Here is a 19,427-nt window from a genome sequence, read left to right as displayed (position 1 = left end):
GTGAATGCAACTAAAAAATAAAAAAGGCTGACACAAAGTCAGCCTTTTACTCATTACTCTTTAATTCCTAGTACGCGATTAACACGCTTTGTCAGCATTTTCATACCGCCTCCACCTGCTTGGAAATGACGTAATTGCCCTTCTTCATCAAATACATAATAAGCAGGTACATATTCATTTTCAAATGCATCAGTAAGTTTATGTTGATTATCGACAAAAATTGGTTGAGTAATCCCATGCTCTTCTGCTACTTTTGTAATCTCTTCAAGATCAAGATCTTTTTCAGAACGAGGCATATGAACTGCAACAACATTCAATTTATCCTTGTATAAATCACGGAATTCATTCACATTCGGCATCGCTTCTTTACATAATCCACAACTAATTGACCAGAAATGAAAAAGAGTTGGTTTATCACCGACAAGCTCACTCTTCTTTACTTCTCCATTTAACCAAGTTGTAGCACCTTCCAATTCAGGCATTTGAGAGCGTAGTTTTAAAGCCATTTTACATCCTCCTTTAATACTTTAATAAGTTCGTTCGGAAGAAAAAAGGTCTAACATAGCTGCTAGACCTTTTCCTTCTGCTATTACACTTTAAGTGTTTCTTGACCAGGTTTCCAGTTAGCTGGGCAAAGACCACCAGTTTGAAGAGCTTGAAGTACACGAAGAGTTTCGTCTACATCACGTCCAATGTTGTTATGGTTAACAACAGAGTACATTAGCTCGCCTTCAGGACTAATGATGAACAATCCACGAAGAGCTACCCCTTCTTCTTCAATAAGAACACCATACTCACGAGAAACTGTATGATTAGTATCTGCAGCTAATGGGTACTTAAGTTCACCTAGACCATTCTCATCACGAGAAGTGTTGATCCATGCTTTATGAGTGTGAACTGTATCAGTTGATACTCCAATTACTTCTGCATCTAAGTCTTCGAACTCATCATAACGATCACTTAAAGACGTAATCTCAGTTGGACATACGAAAGTAAAGTCCATTGGATAGAAATAAAGAACCGTCCACTTGTCGTTCTTCATATTCTCTTCTAGGCTTACCTTTGCAAATTCTTTGTTAGGCATTACTGCGTCCATTTCGAAACGTGGTGCTTGCTTTGCTACCATACGCTTGTCTGTCATATGTACAACCTCCTAAAATAAATTAAATTAAAATTTGATTACAGTCGTCATTATAAAAGAAGATTTATTACTAGTCAATATTATTTAATAATAAATATAATTAGCAATTTAATTCTTTTATAGTAAGCACAAAATGTAGTATACCCTACTTATGAGCATATAACCGACTGTATTCATTTAAAATTATAGCAGTCATTACCAATTAATGCGAATATTTTCAACTACAAACTTTTATTTGAGCATCAAACATTAGTGTGCTAACATCAAATTTTATGACCATTCACTTGTTTAAATTTGCGCTTAAATGGGAATAGTTTTTTGGATGGAATTTAGTAGACAGGAGAGGTTAGATGGAACAAGCACTAAATCAACTTACAGAAGGAACTTTCTTAGTCGGGATGATCACAATCGCTGGTCAAGTCGTGCTAGCTATACTAGCTTTTTTGATCGCACGAACGATCGGCAAGAAAATTATTAAAGGTAGTTTTTTGAAAATGGAGTCGCAAAAAGGCATAACCACGGGGCGTGTTAAAACACTTGAGAAATTATCAATAAATGCTTTTTCTTATGTTCTGATATTTGTATTTATTACGATCATAATTAGTATTTTCGGACTTGACGCAACGGGGCTTATCGCTGGTGCTGGTATCGTCGGACTAGCTATTGGTTTTGGAGCTCAAGGACTTGTGAGTGATGTTGTGACCGGCTTTTTCATTTTATTAGAAAAACAAATTGATGTTGGTGATTACATTACTGCAGGGGGTATAGATGGGATTGTTGAAGAAGTAGGGTTGCGCAATGTTCAAATTAGAGGGTTTGATGGCACTTTACACTTTATACCTAATAGAGGGATTACCAATGTTAGTAACCATTCGCGAGGCAATATGAGGGCTCTTGTCGATATGAGTATTTCATACGATGATAATATTGATGAAGCAATGGCCGTTCTTCAAGCTGCATGTGACAAAATCGCTATCGAAGATGAGACAATTAAAGAAGGTCCAAATGTTGTTGGTGTACAAGGGCTCGGAGATTCAGATGTGGTCATTCGCGTCATAGCAAAAACAGAAAATATGGAGCAATGGGCTGTAGAACGTAAGTTGCGAAAAGCTTTAAAAGAAGCGCTCGATGCAAACAATATTGAAATTCCTTTTCCGCATCAGGTCTATATAGAAAAAAAGGAAAATAACAAGTAGTTTTACCCATTTTAACGCTAAGAGGGTGTCGCAAAAGGTAAAAATATACCTTTTGCGACACCCCCTTTTTCTATTACGATTGATACCCTACTTTTTGTTCTACTTGTTCACAGATTTCTTGAGCAGTCATACCGTGAGCATTAATGACCGACCCTTTAATCGCAGCATCTTGGACACCCATTACATTTTGGTCTTGCCCGGTGATAACACAGCAGTCGCACCCATTGGCATCTTGCTCTTGTTTCAATGGTACAACATCATATCCCTTAGATTGTAATTCCTGTTGTACATCAGTAAGTGATTGCTCGACTCCGATTCTTGGCATATTGAATACCTCCACTTAAAATATGTTTTAATGCATTGCCATTATTAAGCTTCCCAAAATATTGATAACTATGCATGGTAAGTTAACCTTTCAATAATCCCATCACACACTATCTCGCCCTATAGAACCCTCAAAAAAATGCTAGTTAAAAAACATCAAAAGAGCCACCTTTTTAGATGGCTCTCTTAAACTTTATACCTCATTTAAATAATCTATAATTGTTTGTACAGCAAATGGGATCGCTTCTTCCTTAGGTTCTAAGCGAGCATCATGTAATCCATACCCACTATCTACACCAAGCCAAAACATAAAACCAGGAATTTCTTCTAAGAAGTATCCGAAATCTTCACCTGTCATAGCCTCATCACATATAACAAGGTTAACCGATTCCTTTTTATCAAGAAACTCTATGAACTCATTTGTAACTTGTTCATCATTGTAAACTTGACAATAATTAGCACCATAATCAATTGTAATGGCACATTCAAATCCTATTTCTATTCCTTTAACGAGAGACTCAATACGTTCTTTAATTCGTTTCATCGTTTCTATTGAACGAGTTCTGATAGTCCCCTCAATTATAGCAGAATCAGCAATAATATTTTGTTTAGTTCCACCTCTAATAACCCCTATTGTAACAACTCCAGCATCTAATGGGTTAACATTACGGGCGACAATCGTTTGTAATTGCGTAACTAGCTGGCTAGCAGCAACCACCATATCATTAGCTGTATGAGGGTAGGCAGCATGCCCCCCTTTTCCTTTTAACGATATGAAAAGCTCAGATGTATTAGCAAATAACATACCTGTTTTAGTAGCAATTGTGCCAACCTGATGTTCAGGTGCAATATGCAGAGCAATCATTTTATCAGGCTTCCATTCAAGAAACTCCTCAGATTCAAGCATTTGCTTAGCACCACCAGGTCCTTCCTCAGCTGGCTGAAAAACAAATAATTGATTGCAAGGAGGTTGATTGAAAGCAAAATGCGTTAAGACACCTAAAGCAATGGTCATATGAACATCATGCCCACAGGCATGCATTGACCCTTCATGAATTGATCGAAAATCAGTATATGACGTTTGCTCATCTATCGGTAACCCATCTATGTCAGCTCGATATCCAATTGTTTTAGTCGAATTAACACCTTTTACATAAATTAAAATCCCCGTTTTCCACGTTTTCATTATCAGATTATCTTGAGGTAGTTGTTGAATATATTGCAGAAGATAACGTTGTGTTTTCACCTCTTGATAACCTAATTCAGGAATTTGATGCAAATCTCTTCTTATTTTTATTAATTCATCAGCTGATAACATCGGTATCCACCTTCACGACTGTTTGTAACTTCTCTTCAAATGAATTTATAAACTGTTCGACCTCTTCATCTGTTAACGTTAATGGAGGCAACAAACGTATAATTGTCTGTTGAGTAACGTCAACCATAATACCTTCATTTAACAACTGTCGCTGAATTTCTTTTACGGATGCAGGATCAAGGTTCATTACAATACCGAGCATCATCCCTTTCCCTCGTACATCTGTAATAACATTTTGGTGCTTTTCTTGTAATTCTTTAATAGACTGATGAAGTTTTATTGCGACGCGAGTTCCCTCGTCCAACTGTCCCTTTTTGATTAAAACATTAATCACGGCATTACCCAATGCAGCACTTAAAGGCGCAGGGCCAAATGTTGTTCCATGATCACCCGGTTTAAATAAATGAGAGTGGCGATCTGCAACAATAATTCCACCTAACGGAAGGCCACCACCTATTCCTTTTGCAAATAAAATTACATCTGGTTCGATATCAGCATGCTGATAAGCAAAAAATTTCCCTGTACGACCAACACCCGTTTGAATTTCATCCATGCAACAGAGAACCTCATATTCCTTGCAGAGCTCAGAAATGTCACGAAGATAATCATCGCGTAAAGTCACAATCCCACCTGATCCTAAGATAGGTTCGACTATGATGGCAGCTGGTTTGTTAAATCGAAAAACCTCTCTAAGTGCATTTATATTATGTGGTTCGACTTCATATACAGGTATGTCCGTAACCGGGAAGTCTTGATGTACCCCTTTTTGCCTTGTTAACTTCAATGCTCCTAGTGTCCTTCCATGGAAACTCTTTTTGAGAACCACAATTCCACGACGTTCTTCTGCTTGTTCTTTTGACCATTTATGAATTAATTTCAGTGCAGCTTCAGTAGCCTCCGCCCCTGAATTAGCAAAAAACACTTTCCCTTTAATAGAATTTTCCAGTAATTGTTCGGCTAAAGTTATTGCCGGTTTATTATAAAAGTAATTAGAAATATGTAGAAATTTAGAAGCTTGTTCATTGAGAGCTTTCAATATTTCAGGATGAGAATGCCCTAAAATATTTACAGCTAATCCCGTGAACAGATCTAAGTATTTTTTACCATTTTCATCAAATAAATAATTACCCTCTCCTCGTTCAATCACAATAGGGAGGCGTCCATATGTAGACATCATAACTTGCTTGTCGCGCTCAATCCAATTTGACACTAATAGTTCCCCTTTCACTCTAAGTATGGAAAGAGCTTTGCTGAAGGGAATTTTCCCCAACAACAAAGCTGCTTGTCCACTTATTTATCTATCTTCATTCAAACGACGTAGTTCTTGCTTAATTTCAGTTTTCCCTTTTGTTTTCTCATCAATTTCTTTAATAACACGAGCTGGTGTTCCAGCAACAACAGTATTTGGTGGAACATCTTCTGTTACGATTGCTCCGGCAGCGACAACAGCGCCCTTTCCAACTGTTACACCTTCAAGAATAACGCAATTTGCACCTACAACGACATCATCTTCAACGATTACTGGCTTAGCAGAAGGTGGTTCTATTACTCCAGCTAGCACAGAACCAGCACCAATGTGACAATTTTTTCCTACGGTAGCACGGCCACCTAAGATAGCATTCATATCAATCATCGTACCTTCACCAATTACTGAACCGATATTAATGCTAGCACCCATCATAATTACAGCATTATCACCAATTTCAACTTGATCGCGAATAATTGCTCCTGGCTCAATTCTAGCTTTAATATTCTTCATATCAAGAAGTGGAATTGCTGAGTTACGACGGTCATTTTCAACAACAACGTCTTCAATCTTCGCTTCATTCTCTTTCAAAATCGGTTCGATTACACTCCACTCACCGAAAAGAACCCCTACAGATCCTGTTATAAATGCTTTTGTATCAGCACCGAAATTGATACCTTCCAAATCACCTTTAATATGTACTTTTACAGGCGTTTTCTTTTCACTATTAGAGATAAATTGAATAATTTCATTTGCATCCATCATTTTCATAACTATTCCTCCTACTTTTTAAACAATCTCTTCATTATGATAATGATTTACATAAAAAAATGCAATCACTATGACGGTTTTCATTTAATAAAAATTCGATATCTAGCCTAATAAGACCAATAATAGTGTCACAGTTAGGATGCTAATCAATGTAGTTACTAAAGTAACACTCGATACCAACCTCGGCTTCGCTTCAAATTGTACTGCATACATGACGATCGTTGCAGCTGATGGCATTGCTGAGGAGATTATGAGTACCTTTGCCATTAGTGGATCCATTGGCATAAGTAGTGTTATCCCAAATCCAATTATAGGAGAGATCACTAGCCTCAAAATCGTTGCATAGGTTACCTTCCCCCATTCGAAGTTCCCCCACTCAATTCTCGCTAACTGCATTCCTAGTATAATCATTACAGTTGGAATTGCCGCTTCAGCAATAATATCAATCGTTAGCATAAGGTTGCTAGGTATCGACATATTAAAGACCTTCATTAATACTCCAATTAAAACAGCATAAGTAGCTGGCATTTTTAATACTTCTTTTAAAGCTACACTAATGCCTGCCTTTCCCCTTGCCGAATAGTAGACTCCAAAACTATTCATAATGATCGACTGTAAAACTAAAAACATAACCGAATAAGCAAATGCCTCTTCTCCATAAGCAAACAAAATAATCGGGGTACCATAATTTCCAGCATTCATAAAAGCTGTTGATAAAATTAGACCACTTTCCATTGATTGATCATATTTTTTCACCTTTACATAGATTTTATTAACGACAATTAAACTAAATAAAAGTAATATTGCAAAAACAACCATGTAAAACGATTGAATATTCAATTCTGAACTATAAAAAGTTCGAAAAACTAAACAAGGTGTCAAAATAAAGATCGCAACTGTAGAAATAGGTTTTATATCTATTCTTTTCCACTTTTGAACAATGAATCCAATGGAAAAAACTAATAAAACAGGCAAAACAACTTGAATGAAAATATTCATATGTATCCTCTCCAACAATTCAACAATTAACTATACCATTCAATTATTATAACCTGCCTATTGGTTAGTTGGATAGATGAAAACACATTGTGGTAGCAACTTCGCCATAGCCACAACCTTTTATTTCCCTGGCAAGAATCTAGTTTAATATACAATTCTATAAAAATATCGACAAGATCAACTCGTTTGTTATGTATCAAATTAAATAAAATAACACTGTAATATAACAGCCTCTGCACAAAAGTACAGAGGCTGTTATATATTTTCAACATTATCATAACTTCTAACCTTGCTTTTGAAACTGTGCTTCTTCCGTTGAACCTTTCAAGGCCGTTGTTGATGATGTACCACCCGATACAACTTGAGAAATCTCATCAAAGTAACCAGTTCCTACTTCTCGTTGATGACGAGTAGCTGTATACCCCTTTCCTTCACTCGCAAATTCAGCTTGTTGCAACTCTGAATAAGCACCCATACCACGCTTTTTATAACCATGAGCGAGCTCAAACATACTGTGATTAAGCGCGTGAAAACCTGCAAGAGTAACGAATTGAAACTTATATCCCATTTTCCCAAGTTCGATTTGGTACGTCTCGATTGTTTCCTTATCAAGATTTGCCTCCCAATTAAACGACGGTGAGCAATTATAAGCAAGCATTTTACCTGGAAATTCAGCGTGGATAGCATCTGCAAACTGCCTTGCTTCTTCAAGTGATGGTTTGGATGTTTCACACCAAATTAAGTCTGCATATGGTGCATATGCAAGCCCTCTCGCAATTGCTTGATCGATTCCAGCATTTGTACGATAGAATCCCTCAGGTGTTCGTTCTCCTGTAATAAATGGATGATCTACAGGATCAATATCACTTGTTATTAAATCTGCAGCATCAGCATCTGTGCGAGCAACAATTATTGTTGATACACCACTTACATCAGCTGCAAGTCTTGCCGCAGTGAGGTTCCGAATTGCAGTTTGCGTCGGTATTAGAACCTTACCACCGAGGTGTCCACATTTTTTCTCCGATGCAAGTTGATCTTCAAAGTGAACACCCGAAGCTCCTGATTCAATCATTCCTTTCATTAATTCAAAGACATTCAGTTGTCCTCCAAACCCCGCTTCGGCATCAGCAACAATTGGAGCAAAGTAATCGATCTCCCCTTCTCCTTCCATATGCTGAATTTGATCAGCCCGTTGCAAAGCTTGATTAATTCGCTTAACTACACTCGGAACACTATTTGCCGGGTACAAACTTTGATCAGGATACATCTGTCCTGCTAAGTTGGCATCAGCTGCCACTTGCCAACCACTTAAGTATATCGCTTTTAACCCAGCTTTAACTTGTTGTACAGCCTGATTTCCAGTTAGTGCTCCTAGAGCATTTACGTAATCCTCTTCTTTTAGAAGCTTCCAGAGCTTCTCAGCTCCTTTTTTTGCCAGAGTATGCTCAATTTGCACCGAACCTCTAAGTCGAATTACATCTTCAGCTGAATACGGTCTCTCAATTCCATTCCATCTCACATCTTCATCCCATTTTTTCATTAATTGGTTAACTTCCATTTTTCTAGCTTCTGTATTCATTGTTCATCTCTCCTCTAATTTATTTAAGTAATTTATAACCCGGTAAAGTTAAGAATTCTTCAAAATGATCTTGTTCTATTAGTCTTGTAAATAATAGAGCTGCTTCAGCAAATCTTCCTCCTGTATACCTCTCATTTCCAAGTTCTGAATGAATTTTTTGTAATTCTTCCTTTTGAAATTGATTTACAAGTTCAAACGTTATATCTCTCCCGTCTACAAGCTTCCCTTTTGGGTGTCTAATCCATTGCCACACTTGTGCACGTGAAATTTCTGCCGTAGCTGCATCTTCCATTAAATTACGGATTGGCGCAGCTCCGTTTCCATTTAGCCAAGATTCAATATATTGAACCCCTACACTTATATTCATTCGAAGACCATCCTCTGTAATTGACCCATTTGGTACATCGATTAAATCAGCAGCACTTACGTTTACATCTTCTCTTTTTTTAGCAATCTGATTAGGTGTCGGCATGTAATGATTAAATACTTCTTTAGCAACTGATACAAGTGCTGGGTGCGCTACCCATGTACCATCGTGTCCATCTTTCGCTTCTCTTTCTTTATCTGCTCGAACCTTTTCAAATGCTTCTGTATTAGCCTTTTCATCATTTTTTACAGGTATTTGTGCAGCCATTCCTCCAATAGCTGGAGCACCTCTGCGATGACATGTCTTAATTGTTAAGAGTGAATAAGCTCTCATAAAAGGAGATGTCATAGTAACTTGACTTCGATCTGGCAAAATGACGTCGGGACGATTTCGAAAACGTTTAAGATAACTGAATATATAATCCCACCTACCACAATTTAATCCTGCAGAGTGGTCGCGAAGTTCATAAAGAATTTCATCCATCTCAAATGAAGCAAGAATCGTTTCAATAAGAACAGTAGCTTTTATGGTCCCTCTTGGGATGCCTAATTCATCTTGAGCGTAAATAAAAACATCATTCCATAATCTCGCCTCAAGATGACCCTCTAATTTCGGTAGGTAAAAGTAAGGTCCAGTATTTCTTTTTAATAATTCAGCTGCATTGTGAAATACATAAAGTCCAAAGTCAACTAAACTTGCAGATACTGCCTCCCCATCCATTTCAATGTTCTTTTCCTCAAGGTGCCAACCACGTGGCCGAATTACCAAAGTAGCAATATTCTCATTTAACTCATATCTCTTTTTATTATTTGGATTCTCAAAGCTAATTGTTCTACGGATCGCATCTTTTACATTTACTTGACCTTGAATCGTGTTAGTCCAAGTAGGCGCATTGGCATCTTCAAAATCCGCCATAAAAACATGCGCTCCAGAATTTAGTGCATTTATAACCATTTTTCGATCCACAGGACCTGTAATTTCAACTCTTCTATCTTGTAAATCGTTAGGAAGTGGAGCAATTTGCCATTCACTCTCGCGAATAAATCTTGTTGACTCAAGGAAGTTTGGCATAGTGCCTTGATCGATTTCTCCTTGACGTTTTTGCCTCCGGTTTAATAATTCTAATCGTCTCCCTTCAAACGTTCTACATAACCCTTCTAAAAAAGCTAGAGCCTCATCAGTTAAGATCTCTTTAGTTGCTTCATTTTGTTCACCTACTACAAGCAATCCTTGTTTTGTTTGTTGACTCATCTTTTTCCCCCTTCCACAAACTGTATTAATACAGTTTGTAACTTATGAATTTATAATATAACAGTATCTATTCGAACGCAACCATTTTTTTCTTATTTTCTGAATTTTCTTTTTGATTAGCTTTTTATGTATCCAAAACAAGTGGTTTTATTATAGCTTCAATCAAAGAAAGAGAGCTCAGCTTTGCAGCTGAACTCTCTTTCGTTTACACTTCTTCTATTTGATTTATCTTATTTTCATTTTCCATATAAATACTTCGACTCGGAAAAGCGATAGATACGTTCTCCTCGTCCAAAATTTTCAGTATTTCAAAGTTAATCTCTTCCTTAATCCTAAACCATTCTAACCAGGCGATCGTATTTGTAAAGAAGTATACATAAATATCCAGGCTAGAGTTATTAAAATTATCAAAGCGAACGATAATTAACTCTTGATCAACATCATCATGCGATCTAAGTAGTGCTTCAATCCTTCTTACACATCTTTCTAGTTTTGCTTTTGGAGTAGAATATGTTACTCCAACCGAGAAAGTTATACGACGTTTCCCCATTTGAGACCAGTTAGTTATTGGTTCATTGGCTAATGTAGAATTGGGGATCGTCACAATTGAATCAGCAAAAGTTCGTATCTTCGTACTTCTAAAACTTATATCTTCAACTGTCCCTTCAACTGATGGTGTTTGAATCCAATCTCCCTTAGAAAATGGTTTCTCCGTTATTATAATAATTCCACCAAAGAAATTACCAATCGTATCTTGAGCAGCTAGTGCAAAAGCTAGTCCACCAAGTCCTAACCCAGCGATAAAACCACTAATTTCGTACCCCCATTCACTAGCAATCACAACTATGACAAGTGCAACCACAGCGAAACGAAGTATTTTTGATAAGAAAGGCACGAGCATACTATCTTCATCAAGTTCAACATTTCGTGCTAACTTAATAAGCGCCATCGAGTATTCAGAAGTATAGTTGTAAACTCCCCAGCCGATTAGCATAATAATAATCGACCGATAAAGATGCTCAACGAACTCAGTGGTTGTAAAGTTAAAGGGTAAGTACATTAATGCCAAATATGTACCCAAAACAATCCAAAATACTCGTAATGGTTTTTCGAATGAAAGCAGTATATTTGTGAACAATTCTGATGGTGTTTTTTTTAAAGTCGCTAAAATAAGTTTAAATATATATTTCGTGAAAATTTTCCTAAATAATAAAAACACTGAAAAAATAGCAACTGCAATTCCAATATCGTATAATTCTATTCTGCTTAAAGATTGAACAAATGCATCCCATCTCCAATTATCTATCTCCACCTGAAATTCCCCCACCTTTTAAATAGTACTACTGCGACTGCAAAATATAGTTCTATATTTAATAAGACTGTATCTATCTTTGAGAAACTAAAAACCCAATCTTTCCCAATTCTCGTGTTTCTCTTTAATACACCAAGTATTTTATCATAAGGTGTTACAACATGGTACAAAAAGCAATTTCAACAAAATTGTTAGATTTATGGGAATTCCATAACAATTTGATAGTATTGAAGCATAATGAATACACTATATGATATAATTTTAAAACTAAATGTGATGAAAGGAGTGATTTTGATGAGTTTGAAGTCATCAATTTATAAAATGTTAAGAATTTGGAATGATATTGATGCAATAAGGAAAGGTCGGATAGCAAAACGCATTGGGCGACGTGTAGCAGGTCGTGCTTCTGGAAAAGCGTTAAGGAAGTTATTTAAATAACACGTAAGATCAGGCTACGAAAAAAGTGTTATTGCTTTTAATTCGCAGCCTCTTATAACTACTATTTATTAGTGATGGTGCTTTTTCTTCCCATCCCATTTTGGGATAAAGCCATCTTGTTCTAATTTAAAATAATGTTTATCAAACATCATCTTAATTTTCTCACCTTTCTCCTCAGAAAAAACCCGATATTCTACATATTTATCAATAATTTCTTTCTTTTTCTCAATTGTTTCCTTATGAAGTTTAGACATCTCTTCTTTTTGTTCCTCAGTCAGCTCAATTTCTATTGTTTTTTCTTCGGCATCCCCTTGAGCGAAAGTAGCTTGTGGAAAAGCCGAAGCGCCAACTATTGAGGTAGCAACCATTACAGATAAAACCCACTTTTTTCTCATACTACATTACCTCCTAAATCTTACTCTCAACCTAGAATGTGTAAATAAAGAAAATGTATCCATACATTTTCGCAAAGGAGGAAGAAAATCAGCTTAATCCAAAAAAAGGGCGACTCACTAGCAAGTCACCCTTTTAGCTCTTATTTATCTTTAAATGTGTCTTTACGATAACCGCTTTGAGATAGGTCGATGTTTTGACCATCATAATTTTCTACCTGACCATCAATCGTTCCTTCTACATACGCATCACTTACTTGTTCATGTGTTGTAGCAAGTCCCTGTTCAACTTCTTTGGAACTTTTATAATCTGATGGCTGATAAGCATTTTCGGCAACATCTGCTGATGATTTGTAAGAATTTTTCTCTTTTGAATTAGCCATTAGAACCCCTCCTTTTCTCATTTTATTATCTGTTTCATTTTATAAAATATAATGAGAAATGTTGGGGCGAGAACAAACTATTTATTATGTATAATTGTAGCCCTGCTATTTATTTGATTTTGCTATCATCCATCTGATAAACAGTCTTTCTTTTTCATCCATTTTTCTTGTTAATTTTTTTTCAACAGAGCGTCGCAAATTCGGATATTTTACATCTCTATTCATAACGTATACAAACCCTCCTATACGATTTCTAGAGAGTATATACCCAAAAAAATATTAGGTAAAACATGTTTTTTTAAAAAGTTTATTTTAACTAAGATAATCTGCTGCTTATTTTCTCTACATCACTTTTTATTTGTTGAAAGCTGACAATGAATGATGTACCTTCTGAGCTCGTATTTATATCTATATTGGCCGAATGTCTCGATGCTATACTATAACAAATTGCAAGTCCTAAGCCGGTACCCTTTTCTTTCGTTGTAAAAAAAGGTGTACCAACGTTATCCAATATTTCTTTCTTGATTCCTGGTCCATTGTCTTTTATCTCTAACATTACAGTTTCTTCTTTCGTATATGTTTTTATCAATAATTTCCCACCTGAATTCATCGCTTCTAATCCATTCAGACCAATATTTAATATTAATTGCCTTATCTCTTTTTCATCTAAGTAAAGAAGTGGACAGTTATTTAAATCTAGCTCAACATCTTTGTTGCCTAGGAGTGCTTCTGCTCTTAGTAAAGGATGCAATGTATTAATAATGGTATTAAGGTCCTTTTGCCTTCTGTCATTTGCTTTATCTTTTGCTAACGTCAGAAACTCTGTAATGATTCCATTGGCTCGATTTAACTCATCTATCATTAAATTTATATACTCTTCAGGTTGTGGGGTTTTATACTGATTTTTCGCTAATTGTAGAAACCCGAGAACTGTTGTCATAGGATTACGGATTTCATGAGCAATTCCAGCTGCCATCTCACCAACCAAGTTTAACCTATCTAGGCGTGACACCTCTTTTTCCAACTGAACTCGTTCTGTTACATCTGTGATCGTACTTATAATACATGGTTCTCCATTAATGGTTGCAGTTTCAGTCGATAGCAACCCTTGGCGAACTTCTCCATTTTTTGTTTTATATGTAATTTCTTCATTATAAATAAGTTTACATAAATCTAAAGGTGTCCGACCATCCCAAAAAGTATTAAGTGAAGTTGGATAAATTTCCAGCTCATTCGACATTAATTCCGAGAGTTCATTAACTTGATAACCTGTAAAGTCAACCCAACTTTGGTTTACATCGACATAGCATTTCGTATTTAACGACCGAATTGCCATTAAGTTGGGACTAAATTGAAAAATTTTACGAAAGCGTTCGTTCGAAACTTGAAGTTCTTGATTTGCCTTCACTAATTCCTTTGTTTTTTCGTTAATAATAGATTCCAAATTTTTATAATTTTCTTGAAGCTCGGAAGATCGCTCTTCTAATTGTTTGTTTTGTAATTCAAATTCCTTTTGTTTGCGATATATTTGAACAAAAGCTTCAACTTTGCTCTTTAGTATCATGGGATTAAACGGTTTAAATATATAATCTATTGCACCTGTTAAATAACCCGTCGATACATGTTCATTCGCTTTACTTAATGCCGTAATGAAAATAATCGGAGTATACTTTGAACTTTGCCTTTGTTTGATAATTTCTGCTGTTTCAAAACCGTTTAATCCAGGCATTTGAACATCTAGTAAAATCACTGCAAAATCATGCTGTAGTACATGCTTTAACGCTTCTTCTCCTGATCGAGCCGATACTAAAAAATAATGGTCAGAGTCCAACACAGCCTCTAAAGCCATTAAATTTTCCGGCCGATCGTCTACCATTAATATTGAAACCTTATCGCGATTAGACATATTTATACCTCTCTAATTAAATCAATCTATTTTCCGATAAATCTTTTGTTCAGAATTAACTTCTTGAAACAATCTCGCAGAATTGTATGTACTGATCGACTCCTTCGAACCAAGCCCTAAATAACCTTTTGAACTTAAACTATCATTGAACAGATCATACACTCTATTGGTAAGTTGTTTATTAAAATAAATAAGAACATTTCTACAAACAATTACTTGAAATTCATTAAATGAGTGATCAGTGGCTAAATTATGTTGAGCAAATATAATATTTTCTTTTAAATAAGGCTTTAACATAACTTGATTATCTTGCACTACGTAGTATTCTGAGAACTCTTTATGTCCACCTGCCTGTTGATAATTCTTCGTATACAATCGCATATGTTCTAATGCAACCTTGCCTTCTTTAGCCCGTTCGATTATCGATTCATCCATATCTGTTGCATATAATTTTGTTTTCTCATAGAGCCCTTCTTCATAGAGTACAATCGCCATAGAATACACTTCTTCTCCTGACGAACAGCCTGCATGCCAAATTCGAATAAAAGGCAATTCCCGAAGAACAGGAACAACCTCTTTTCTAAATGCTTGAAAGAAACTGGGATCTCGAAACATTTCTGTTACATTAATTGAAAAATCTCGTAACAATTGCTTCATTAATTCTGGTTGATACAGAACTTTTGCTTGAAATTCAGAAATCGTCTTAGCATTTTCGATTTGCGCTCTATGCCATATCCTTCTTCTAATCGAAGAATAAGCATAATTACGGAAATCGTAGCCATATGTCTTGAATATCCCTTCAAGTAGTAGGGCAATTTCAATTCGTTCAATTTCCTCATTTTCCACCTTTTGGTTATGAAACTCTGCAGAATAATGTAACAATAGTCTTTCACCATCTCTCTTGCTACTTATGAAGCCAAACTTTCATTAATGACAGTAATTGCTCCATATTAACAGGTTTGCTTATATAATCAGAAGCCCCTGCCTGAATACATTTCTCCTTATCATTTTTCATCGCTTTTGCAGTCAATGCTATAATCGGTAAATCGATCCATGTTTCGTTTCTTCGTATTGCTTGCATTGCTTCGTAGCCATTCATTTCTGGCATCATTATATCCATTAATACGATATCGATTTCCCGATTATCTTCTAATTCTTGAAGCGCCTCTTTACCATTTTCTGCAAAAACTACGTTCATGTTTTGCGACTCTAACGCAGATGTTAGCGCAAATACATTCCTCATATCATCATCAACAATAAGGACAGTTTTGCTTTCTAATTGCTCTTCCCGTAAGCTCTGCTCTACACTTATCTCTTTTATAACATTAATCTGTTCCATTTCTTCTTCTTTTTGGCCTTGCTCGGTGGTACTAGCAACTTCTTGTATAACCGTTTGCGCGAAGTCATTACCTCCAGTGAAATCAGGTAAATGCAAAGTAAAGATACTTCCTTCACCTTCAATACTTTTCACTTCTATGTATCCACCCAATAATTCAGACAGATCTTTACTGATTGACAATCCTAATCCTGTGCCACCATACTTACGGGTAATCGTGCCATCTTCTTGATAAAATGCCTCAAAGATACTTTCCTGCTTTTCTTCTGAAATACCAATCCCTGTATCAGCAACAACAAAGACCACTTTTATCCCTTCAGCTTCATTACCTTTCGTAACTCGAAGCACCACCTGACCGTTATCAGTGAATTTAAAGGCATTGGATAACAAGTTCTTTAATATTTGCTTTAGACGTTGGTCATCAGTAAAGAATAGTTCTGGAGTTGAATCATCAACAATTATACGGAAGTCCAGTCCTTTCTGTGTAGAGATCGGTAAAAACTGTCTCTCAACAAAAGCTTTCACGTCACTAATTAATACTTCTTCAGGATAAACATCAATTTTACCAGACTCAATTTTAGATAAGTCTAATATATCATTGATAAGCTCAAGCAAATCTTTTCCAGAAGAATAAATTGTCGATGCATGATCTGTTTGTTTTTTTGTTAGGTTTCCTTCAGCATTTTCTGCTAACATTTGAGATAAGATCAACATGCTATTTAAAGGCGTTCTTAGTTCATGAGACATATTTGCGAGGAATTCTGACTTATACCGGGATCCTAACTTAATATTTCTATTTTTTTCTTCTAAATCCTTTTTTATCAATTCCAGCTCTTGTTTTTTCTCATCCGCTTCTTTAAATTGCTCATGCAACTGTTCATTAATTAAGCGTAATTCCTCTTGTTGTTGCTGAAGTTCTTCAGATTGAGACTGCAATTCCTCGGATTGGGTTTGTGATTCTGTTAAAAGCTCTTGTATTCTCATATGATCTAAAATTCTAATGATACTAGACCCTGAAGAACGACTAGTTTGCTCAAGCATTCTAACCTCTAGTTTTGTAAAAGGTTCAAATTTTGCTAGCTCTACTACACCTACCACACCACCTTCAAATTCAATCGGAAGAAGAATCAATGATGTTGGTGTAGATTCACCTATTCCAGATGAAGTCGTAACGTAGTCGTCCGGCAAAGAATTAACCATCATTAGCTTATTATCAGAGGCACATTGTCCAACTAGCCCTTGTCCGAAATGAACTACCTCCGTACCAAGTTCTATTTCTTTATTTGCATAAGTTGCAATTTGGGTCAACATGTTTCCTTGCGTATTAATGTAGAGAACTCCATGTGTTGCTTTTACAAATTGTGCTATATTGATCAAAAATGTCTTCCCAAATTCTTGTAATTCTTGTACCCCTTGGAATTTCATTGTTAGTTCGGCAAATCGAGAATCGATCCAATTTTCCTCTTTTAATTCCTCTGCAACTTGCTTTTCTTGCCTTGAGACTTTTTTTAGTGATTCAACCAAATTATTATATGCATTTGCTATATCACCAATTTCATCATGTTTTTTCACATCAATCCTTGGCATTTTTTCAATTGATAGCACTGGAGCTTCTGCCATCACGTCACGCACACTATAAATACTCTTTGTAATGCCCCTTACAATTGAATATGTGATGATCGTAATAATAAAGACTGAAGCTGCAATCAATACAATTAGAAAGTTGATTGCATTTGCATAAGATTCTTCTGATTGAATAAGTCGTTCCGTAACTAATTGTTCAACTTCTGCTGCAAACAAATCGACCTCTAAAATCATCTCCTCTAATAACTCTTGATTTTCATTTAGAAGAAAGTTCCTTGCTACTTCACGTTCCCCTTCTAGTACAAGCATAATAGTTCTTTGAATCATATCATTATATGTATTACTCAAATGTCGTATTGAAGAAATCGTTTCCCTCATATCATCGTTAACATTTGGCAGCTGTAATAAGGAATCAAATACTATCTCTTTTTGTTTTTGTGATTCATTAATTTGTGCTGTTTTTAAAGTTATTTGATCTTGTGTGTCCACAAGAACCAACTCACGAATTTCTTTAGCAATCCTATACGATTCATGCTTTAACGTTTCAGCAAGATTTATCCTTTCATGATCCTCTGTCACAATATCTCTCATCGATGTAATCTGTTGATTTAAAGAATAAAAGACAGTCAGGCTCAATATCAGAATTACTGCAATAATTGTTCCTATGCCAATAAAAAGTTTCGTTTTTATCTTCATATCTATACCTTTCTATTAAGTTTTCCAATAAAGAGTAGTTTACTATATAAATAAGAGCAGTTCTACAAATTACATCTAAGTTAGGGGAAGTTTTTTTATAATTTAGAAATAGATAAAAAGGACTGTCTAAAAAGGTGTGATTTTGACCTTTTGGAACAGTCCCAAAGCATTGAGTGAAGTCGCTACATTCTTTAAAAGAGGAGTGGTTTTCTCCTCTCAAGGTGCGTGGCTAACACAGCCATGACCATCGAATTACTGTCTTCTGAGAAAACCTCTACCATATATATTTTCAAGCATTTTTTCTCGCTGTTGTTACTTTATTGGCTGTTGCTTTTTTCTTTCTTGTTGTTGGTTTTTTCGTTTTTGTCTTATCAAGCGATGCTTGTAACGCGGACATCAGATCCGTAACATTGGAAGGGGCCACTGGTTCTTTTTCTGTAGCTGTAACCGTTTGTTCTCCTGCTTTCTTCGCTTCTATTAATTCCATAAGCGCTGTACGATATTCATCTGTATATTTTTCTGGATCAAATGTTGTAGTTAATTGATCCACTAACATTAATGCTGTATCGAGTTCCTTTTGTTCAACTAATTGCTCTGCTGGAACATTTGGGACATCTTGAACACTTCGAACCTCATCCGGGAAATGGATGGTTTCCATTAACAGTGTATCTTTATAAACACGAACAACTGCTAACTGCTCTTTAGAGCGAATAATAATTTTGGCAATTCCAATTTTCTCCGAATCAACTAAAGCCTTTCTTAATAGGGAATAAGCCTTTGCTCCTCCATTATCTGGGGCTATGAAATAACTTTTTTCAAAATAGATCGGATCAATTTCTTCCAACTTTACAAAGTCAATAATTTCCACTGCTTTGTCTTCGTTTTCTTTTTTCAACTTTTCTAATTCTTCTTCATCTAACACAACAAATTTATTTTTTGCGTATTCGTACGCTTTGACAATATCTTCACTTCTTACCTCTTTATCACAACCAGGACAGACTTTTTGATAGCTAATTGGTGTATGACATTCTTTGTGCAATTGTCTTAATTTAATATCTTTATTTTCTGTTGCTGTATGAAGTTTAATCGGAATATTTACAAGCCCGAAGCTTATACTCCCCTTCCATACTGTATGCATTAACAACCACCTACTTTTTATTTTAATGTGTTATTTTCTGCCCAGGAATA

At 35.8% G+C, this 19,427-nt stretch carries 18 protein-coding genes; 2 read left to right on the top strand and 16 right to left on the bottom strand.

Going from position 1 to position 19,427, the window contains the following annotated elements; genetic code table 11:
• Positions 1–53: 53 nt before the first annotated feature.
• Both AC1FXZ_RS03065 and AC1FXZ_RS03060 read right to left on the bottom strand, forming a co-directional pair.
• Positions 54–506, bottom strand: coding sequence for a TlpA disulfide reductase family protein (locus tag AC1FXZ_RS03065; protein WP_480050867.1), 453 nt, complete (start codon positions 504–506; stop codon positions 54–56).
• 83 nt (positions 507–589) lie between these two features.
• Positions 590–1,141 carry a peroxiredoxin gene (locus tag AC1FXZ_RS03060; protein ID WP_480050865.1) on the bottom strand — a complete coding sequence of 184 codons (552 nt, stop codon included), beginning with the start codon at positions 1,139–1,141 and terminating at the stop codon, positions 590–592.
• A 350-nt stretch (positions 1,142–1,491) separates the two neighbouring features.
• Here AC1FXZ_RS03060 and AC1FXZ_RS03055 point away from each other — a divergent pair, with 350 nt between their 5' ends.
• Positions 1,492–2,337: a mechanosensitive ion channel family protein gene (locus AC1FXZ_RS03055; protein ID WP_480050863.1), complete on the top strand. Its 846-nt coding sequence runs from the start codon at positions 1,492–1,494 to the stop codon at positions 2,335–2,337.
• 73 nt (positions 2,338–2,410) lie between these two features.
• On the opposite strand, the gene AC1FXZ_RS03050 is transcribed toward AC1FXZ_RS03055, so the two are convergent.
• From AC1FXZ_RS03050 to AC1FXZ_RS03015, 8 genes are all read right to left on the bottom strand, one after another.
• The gene (locus AC1FXZ_RS03050; RefSeq protein ID WP_480050861.1) at positions 2,411–2,662 is read right to left on the bottom strand and encodes a YkuS family protein; all 252 of its coding nucleotides are present in this window, start codon (positions 2,660–2,662) and stop codon (positions 2,411–2,413) included.
• Between the two features lie 192 nt (positions 2,663–2,854).
• Complete coding sequence (locus AC1FXZ_RS03045) at positions 2,855–3,979, bottom strand: N-acetyldiaminopimelate deacetylase (protein WP_480050859.1); 1,125 nt, start codon at positions 3,977–3,979, stop codon at positions 2,855–2,857.
• The gene (locus AC1FXZ_RS03040; RefSeq protein ID WP_480050857.1) at positions 3,966–5,189 is read right to left on the bottom strand and encodes an aspartate aminotransferase family protein; all 1,224 of its coding nucleotides are present in this window, start codon (positions 5,187–5,189) and stop codon (positions 3,966–3,968) included. The genes AC1FXZ_RS03045 and AC1FXZ_RS03040 overlap by 14 nt, the downstream gene beginning before the upstream one ends.
• Positions 5,190–5,273: 84 nt before the next feature.
• Complete coding sequence (dapD, locus tag AC1FXZ_RS03035; protein WP_480050855.1) at positions 5,274–5,996, bottom strand: 2,3,4,5-tetrahydropyridine-2,6-dicarboxylate N-acetyltransferase; 723 nt, start codon at positions 5,994–5,996, stop codon at positions 5,274–5,276.
• 102 nt (positions 5,997–6,098) lie between these two features.
• A complete protein-coding gene (locus AC1FXZ_RS03030; protein ID WP_480050853.1) occupies positions 6,099–6,995 on the bottom strand; it encodes an AEC family transporter in 897 nt (298 codons plus the stop codon).
• Between the two features lie 283 nt (positions 6,996–7,278).
• Positions 7,279–8,574: an isocitrate lyase gene (gene aceA / locus AC1FXZ_RS03025; RefSeq protein WP_480050851.1), complete on the bottom strand. Its 1,296-nt coding sequence runs from the start codon at positions 8,572–8,574 to the stop codon at positions 7,279–7,281.
• 19 nt (positions 8,575–8,593) lie between these two features.
• Positions 8,594–10,192 carry a malate synthase A gene (aceB, locus tag AC1FXZ_RS03020; protein WP_480050849.1) on the bottom strand — a complete coding sequence of 533 codons (1,599 nt, stop codon included), beginning with the start codon at positions 10,190–10,192 and terminating at the stop codon, positions 8,594–8,596.
• 205 nt (positions 10,193–10,397) lie between these two features.
• Positions 10,398–11,504: a mechanosensitive ion channel family protein gene (locus AC1FXZ_RS03015; RefSeq protein WP_480050847.1), complete on the bottom strand. Its 1,107-nt coding sequence runs from the start codon at positions 11,502–11,504 to the stop codon at positions 10,398–10,400.
• A gap of 294 nt (positions 11,505–11,798) precedes the next feature.
• Here AC1FXZ_RS03015 and AC1FXZ_RS03010 point away from each other — a divergent pair, with 294 nt between their 5' ends.
• Positions 11,799–11,942, top strand: coding sequence for a hypothetical protein (locus tag AC1FXZ_RS03010; protein WP_480050845.1), 144 nt, complete (start codon positions 11,799–11,801; stop codon positions 11,940–11,942).
• A 68-nt stretch (positions 11,943–12,010) separates the two neighbouring features.
• Here the strand turns inward: AC1FXZ_RS03010 and AC1FXZ_RS03005 are convergent, their stop codons facing one another.
• The 6 genes from AC1FXZ_RS03005 to ku form a co-directional block, all read right to left on the bottom strand.
• Complete coding sequence (locus AC1FXZ_RS03005) at positions 12,011–12,337, bottom strand: DUF2680 domain-containing protein (RefSeq protein ID WP_480050843.1); 327 nt, start codon at positions 12,335–12,337, stop codon at positions 12,011–12,013.
• A 140-nt stretch (positions 12,338–12,477) separates the two neighbouring features.
• Positions 12,478–12,717, bottom strand: a complete 240-nt coding sequence (locus AC1FXZ_RS03000; RefSeq protein WP_480050841.1) for a DUF4025 domain-containing protein — start codon at positions 12,715–12,717, stop codon at positions 12,478–12,480.
• 316 nt (positions 12,718–13,033) lie between these two features.
• Positions 13,034–14,623: a response regulator gene (locus tag AC1FXZ_RS02995; protein ID WP_480050839.1), complete on the bottom strand. Its 1,590-nt coding sequence runs from the start codon at positions 14,621–14,623 to the stop codon at positions 13,034–13,036.
• A 21-nt stretch (positions 14,624–14,644) separates the two neighbouring features.
• Positions 14,645–15,505, bottom strand: a complete 861-nt coding sequence (locus AC1FXZ_RS02990; protein ID WP_480050837.1) for a CheR family methyltransferase — start codon at positions 15,503–15,505, stop codon at positions 14,645–14,647.
• Between the two features lie 22 nt (positions 15,506–15,527).
• The gene (locus AC1FXZ_RS02985; protein ID WP_480050835.1) at positions 15,528–18,239 is read right to left on the bottom strand and encodes a response regulator; all 2,712 of its coding nucleotides are present in this window, start codon (positions 18,237–18,239) and stop codon (positions 15,528–15,530) included.
• A gap of 289 nt (positions 18,240–18,528) precedes the next feature.
• Entirely contained in the window at positions 18,529–19,377 is an 849-nt protein-coding gene (gene ku / locus AC1FXZ_RS02980; protein WP_480050833.1) for a non-homologous end joining protein Ku, read from the bottom strand.
• Between the last annotated feature and the right edge of the window lie 50 nt (positions 19,378–19,427).

This window comes from Halalkalibacter sp. HAAS-P014, assembly GCF_056619965.1.
Note: the sequence above shows the minus strand (reverse complement) of the source record. Positions and strands in the feature narration are given on the sequence as shown.

Excerpts from the sequence above, each read along its gene's own strand:
- AC1FXZ_RS03065 (WP_480050867.1), bottom strand. The coding sequence starts at position 506 with ATGGCTTTAAAACTACGCTCTCAAATGCCTGAATTGGAAGGTGCTACA.
- AC1FXZ_RS03060 (WP_480050865.1), bottom strand. The coding sequence starts at position 1,141 with ATGACAGACAAGCGTATGGTAGCAAAGCAAGCACCACGTTTCGAAATG.
- AC1FXZ_RS03055 (WP_480050863.1), top strand. The coding sequence starts at position 1,492 with ATGGAACAAGCACTAAATCAACTTACAGAAGGAACTTTCTTAGTCGGG.
- AC1FXZ_RS03050 (WP_480050861.1), bottom strand. The coding sequence starts at position 2,662 with ATGCCAAGAATCGGAGTCGAGCAATCACTTACTGATGTACAACAGGAA.
- AC1FXZ_RS03045 (WP_480050859.1), bottom strand. The coding sequence starts at position 3,979 with ATGTTATCAGCTGATGAATTAATAAAAATAAGAAGAGATTTGCATCAA.
- dapD (WP_480050855.1), bottom strand. The coding sequence starts at position 5,996 with ATGAAAATGATGGATGCAAATGAAATTATTCAATTTATCTCTAATAGT.
- AC1FXZ_RS03030 (WP_480050853.1), bottom strand. The coding sequence starts at position 6,995 with ATGAATATTTTCATTCAAGTTGTTTTGCCTGTTTTATTAGTTTTTTCC.
- aceA (WP_480050851.1), bottom strand. The coding sequence starts at position 8,574 with ATGAATACAGAAGCTAGAAAAATGGAAGTTAACCAATTAATGAAAAAA.
- aceB (WP_480050849.1), bottom strand. The coding sequence starts at position 10,192 with ATGAGTCAACAAACAAAACAAGGATTGCTTGTAGTAGGTGAACAAAAT.
- AC1FXZ_RS03010 (WP_480050845.1), top strand. The coding sequence starts at position 11,799 with ATGAGTTTGAAGTCATCAATTTATAAAATGTTAAGAATTTGGAATGAT.
- AC1FXZ_RS03005 (WP_480050843.1), bottom strand. The coding sequence starts at position 12,337 with ATGAGAAAAAAGTGGGTTTTATCTGTAATGGTTGCTACCTCAATAGTT.
- AC1FXZ_RS03000 (WP_480050841.1), bottom strand. The coding sequence starts at position 12,717 with ATGGCTAATTCAAAAGAGAAAAATTCTTACAAATCATCAGCAGATGTT.
- AC1FXZ_RS02995 (WP_480050839.1), bottom strand. The coding sequence starts at position 14,623 with ATGTCTAATCGCGATAAGGTTTCAATATTAATGGTAGACGATCGGCCG.
- AC1FXZ_RS02985 (WP_480050835.1), bottom strand. The coding sequence starts at position 18,239 with ATGAAGATAAAAACGAAACTTTTTATTGGCATAGGAACAATTATTGCA.
- ku (WP_480050833.1), bottom strand. The coding sequence starts at position 19,377 with ATGCATACAGTATGGAAGGGGAGTATAAGCTTCGGGCTTGTAAATATT.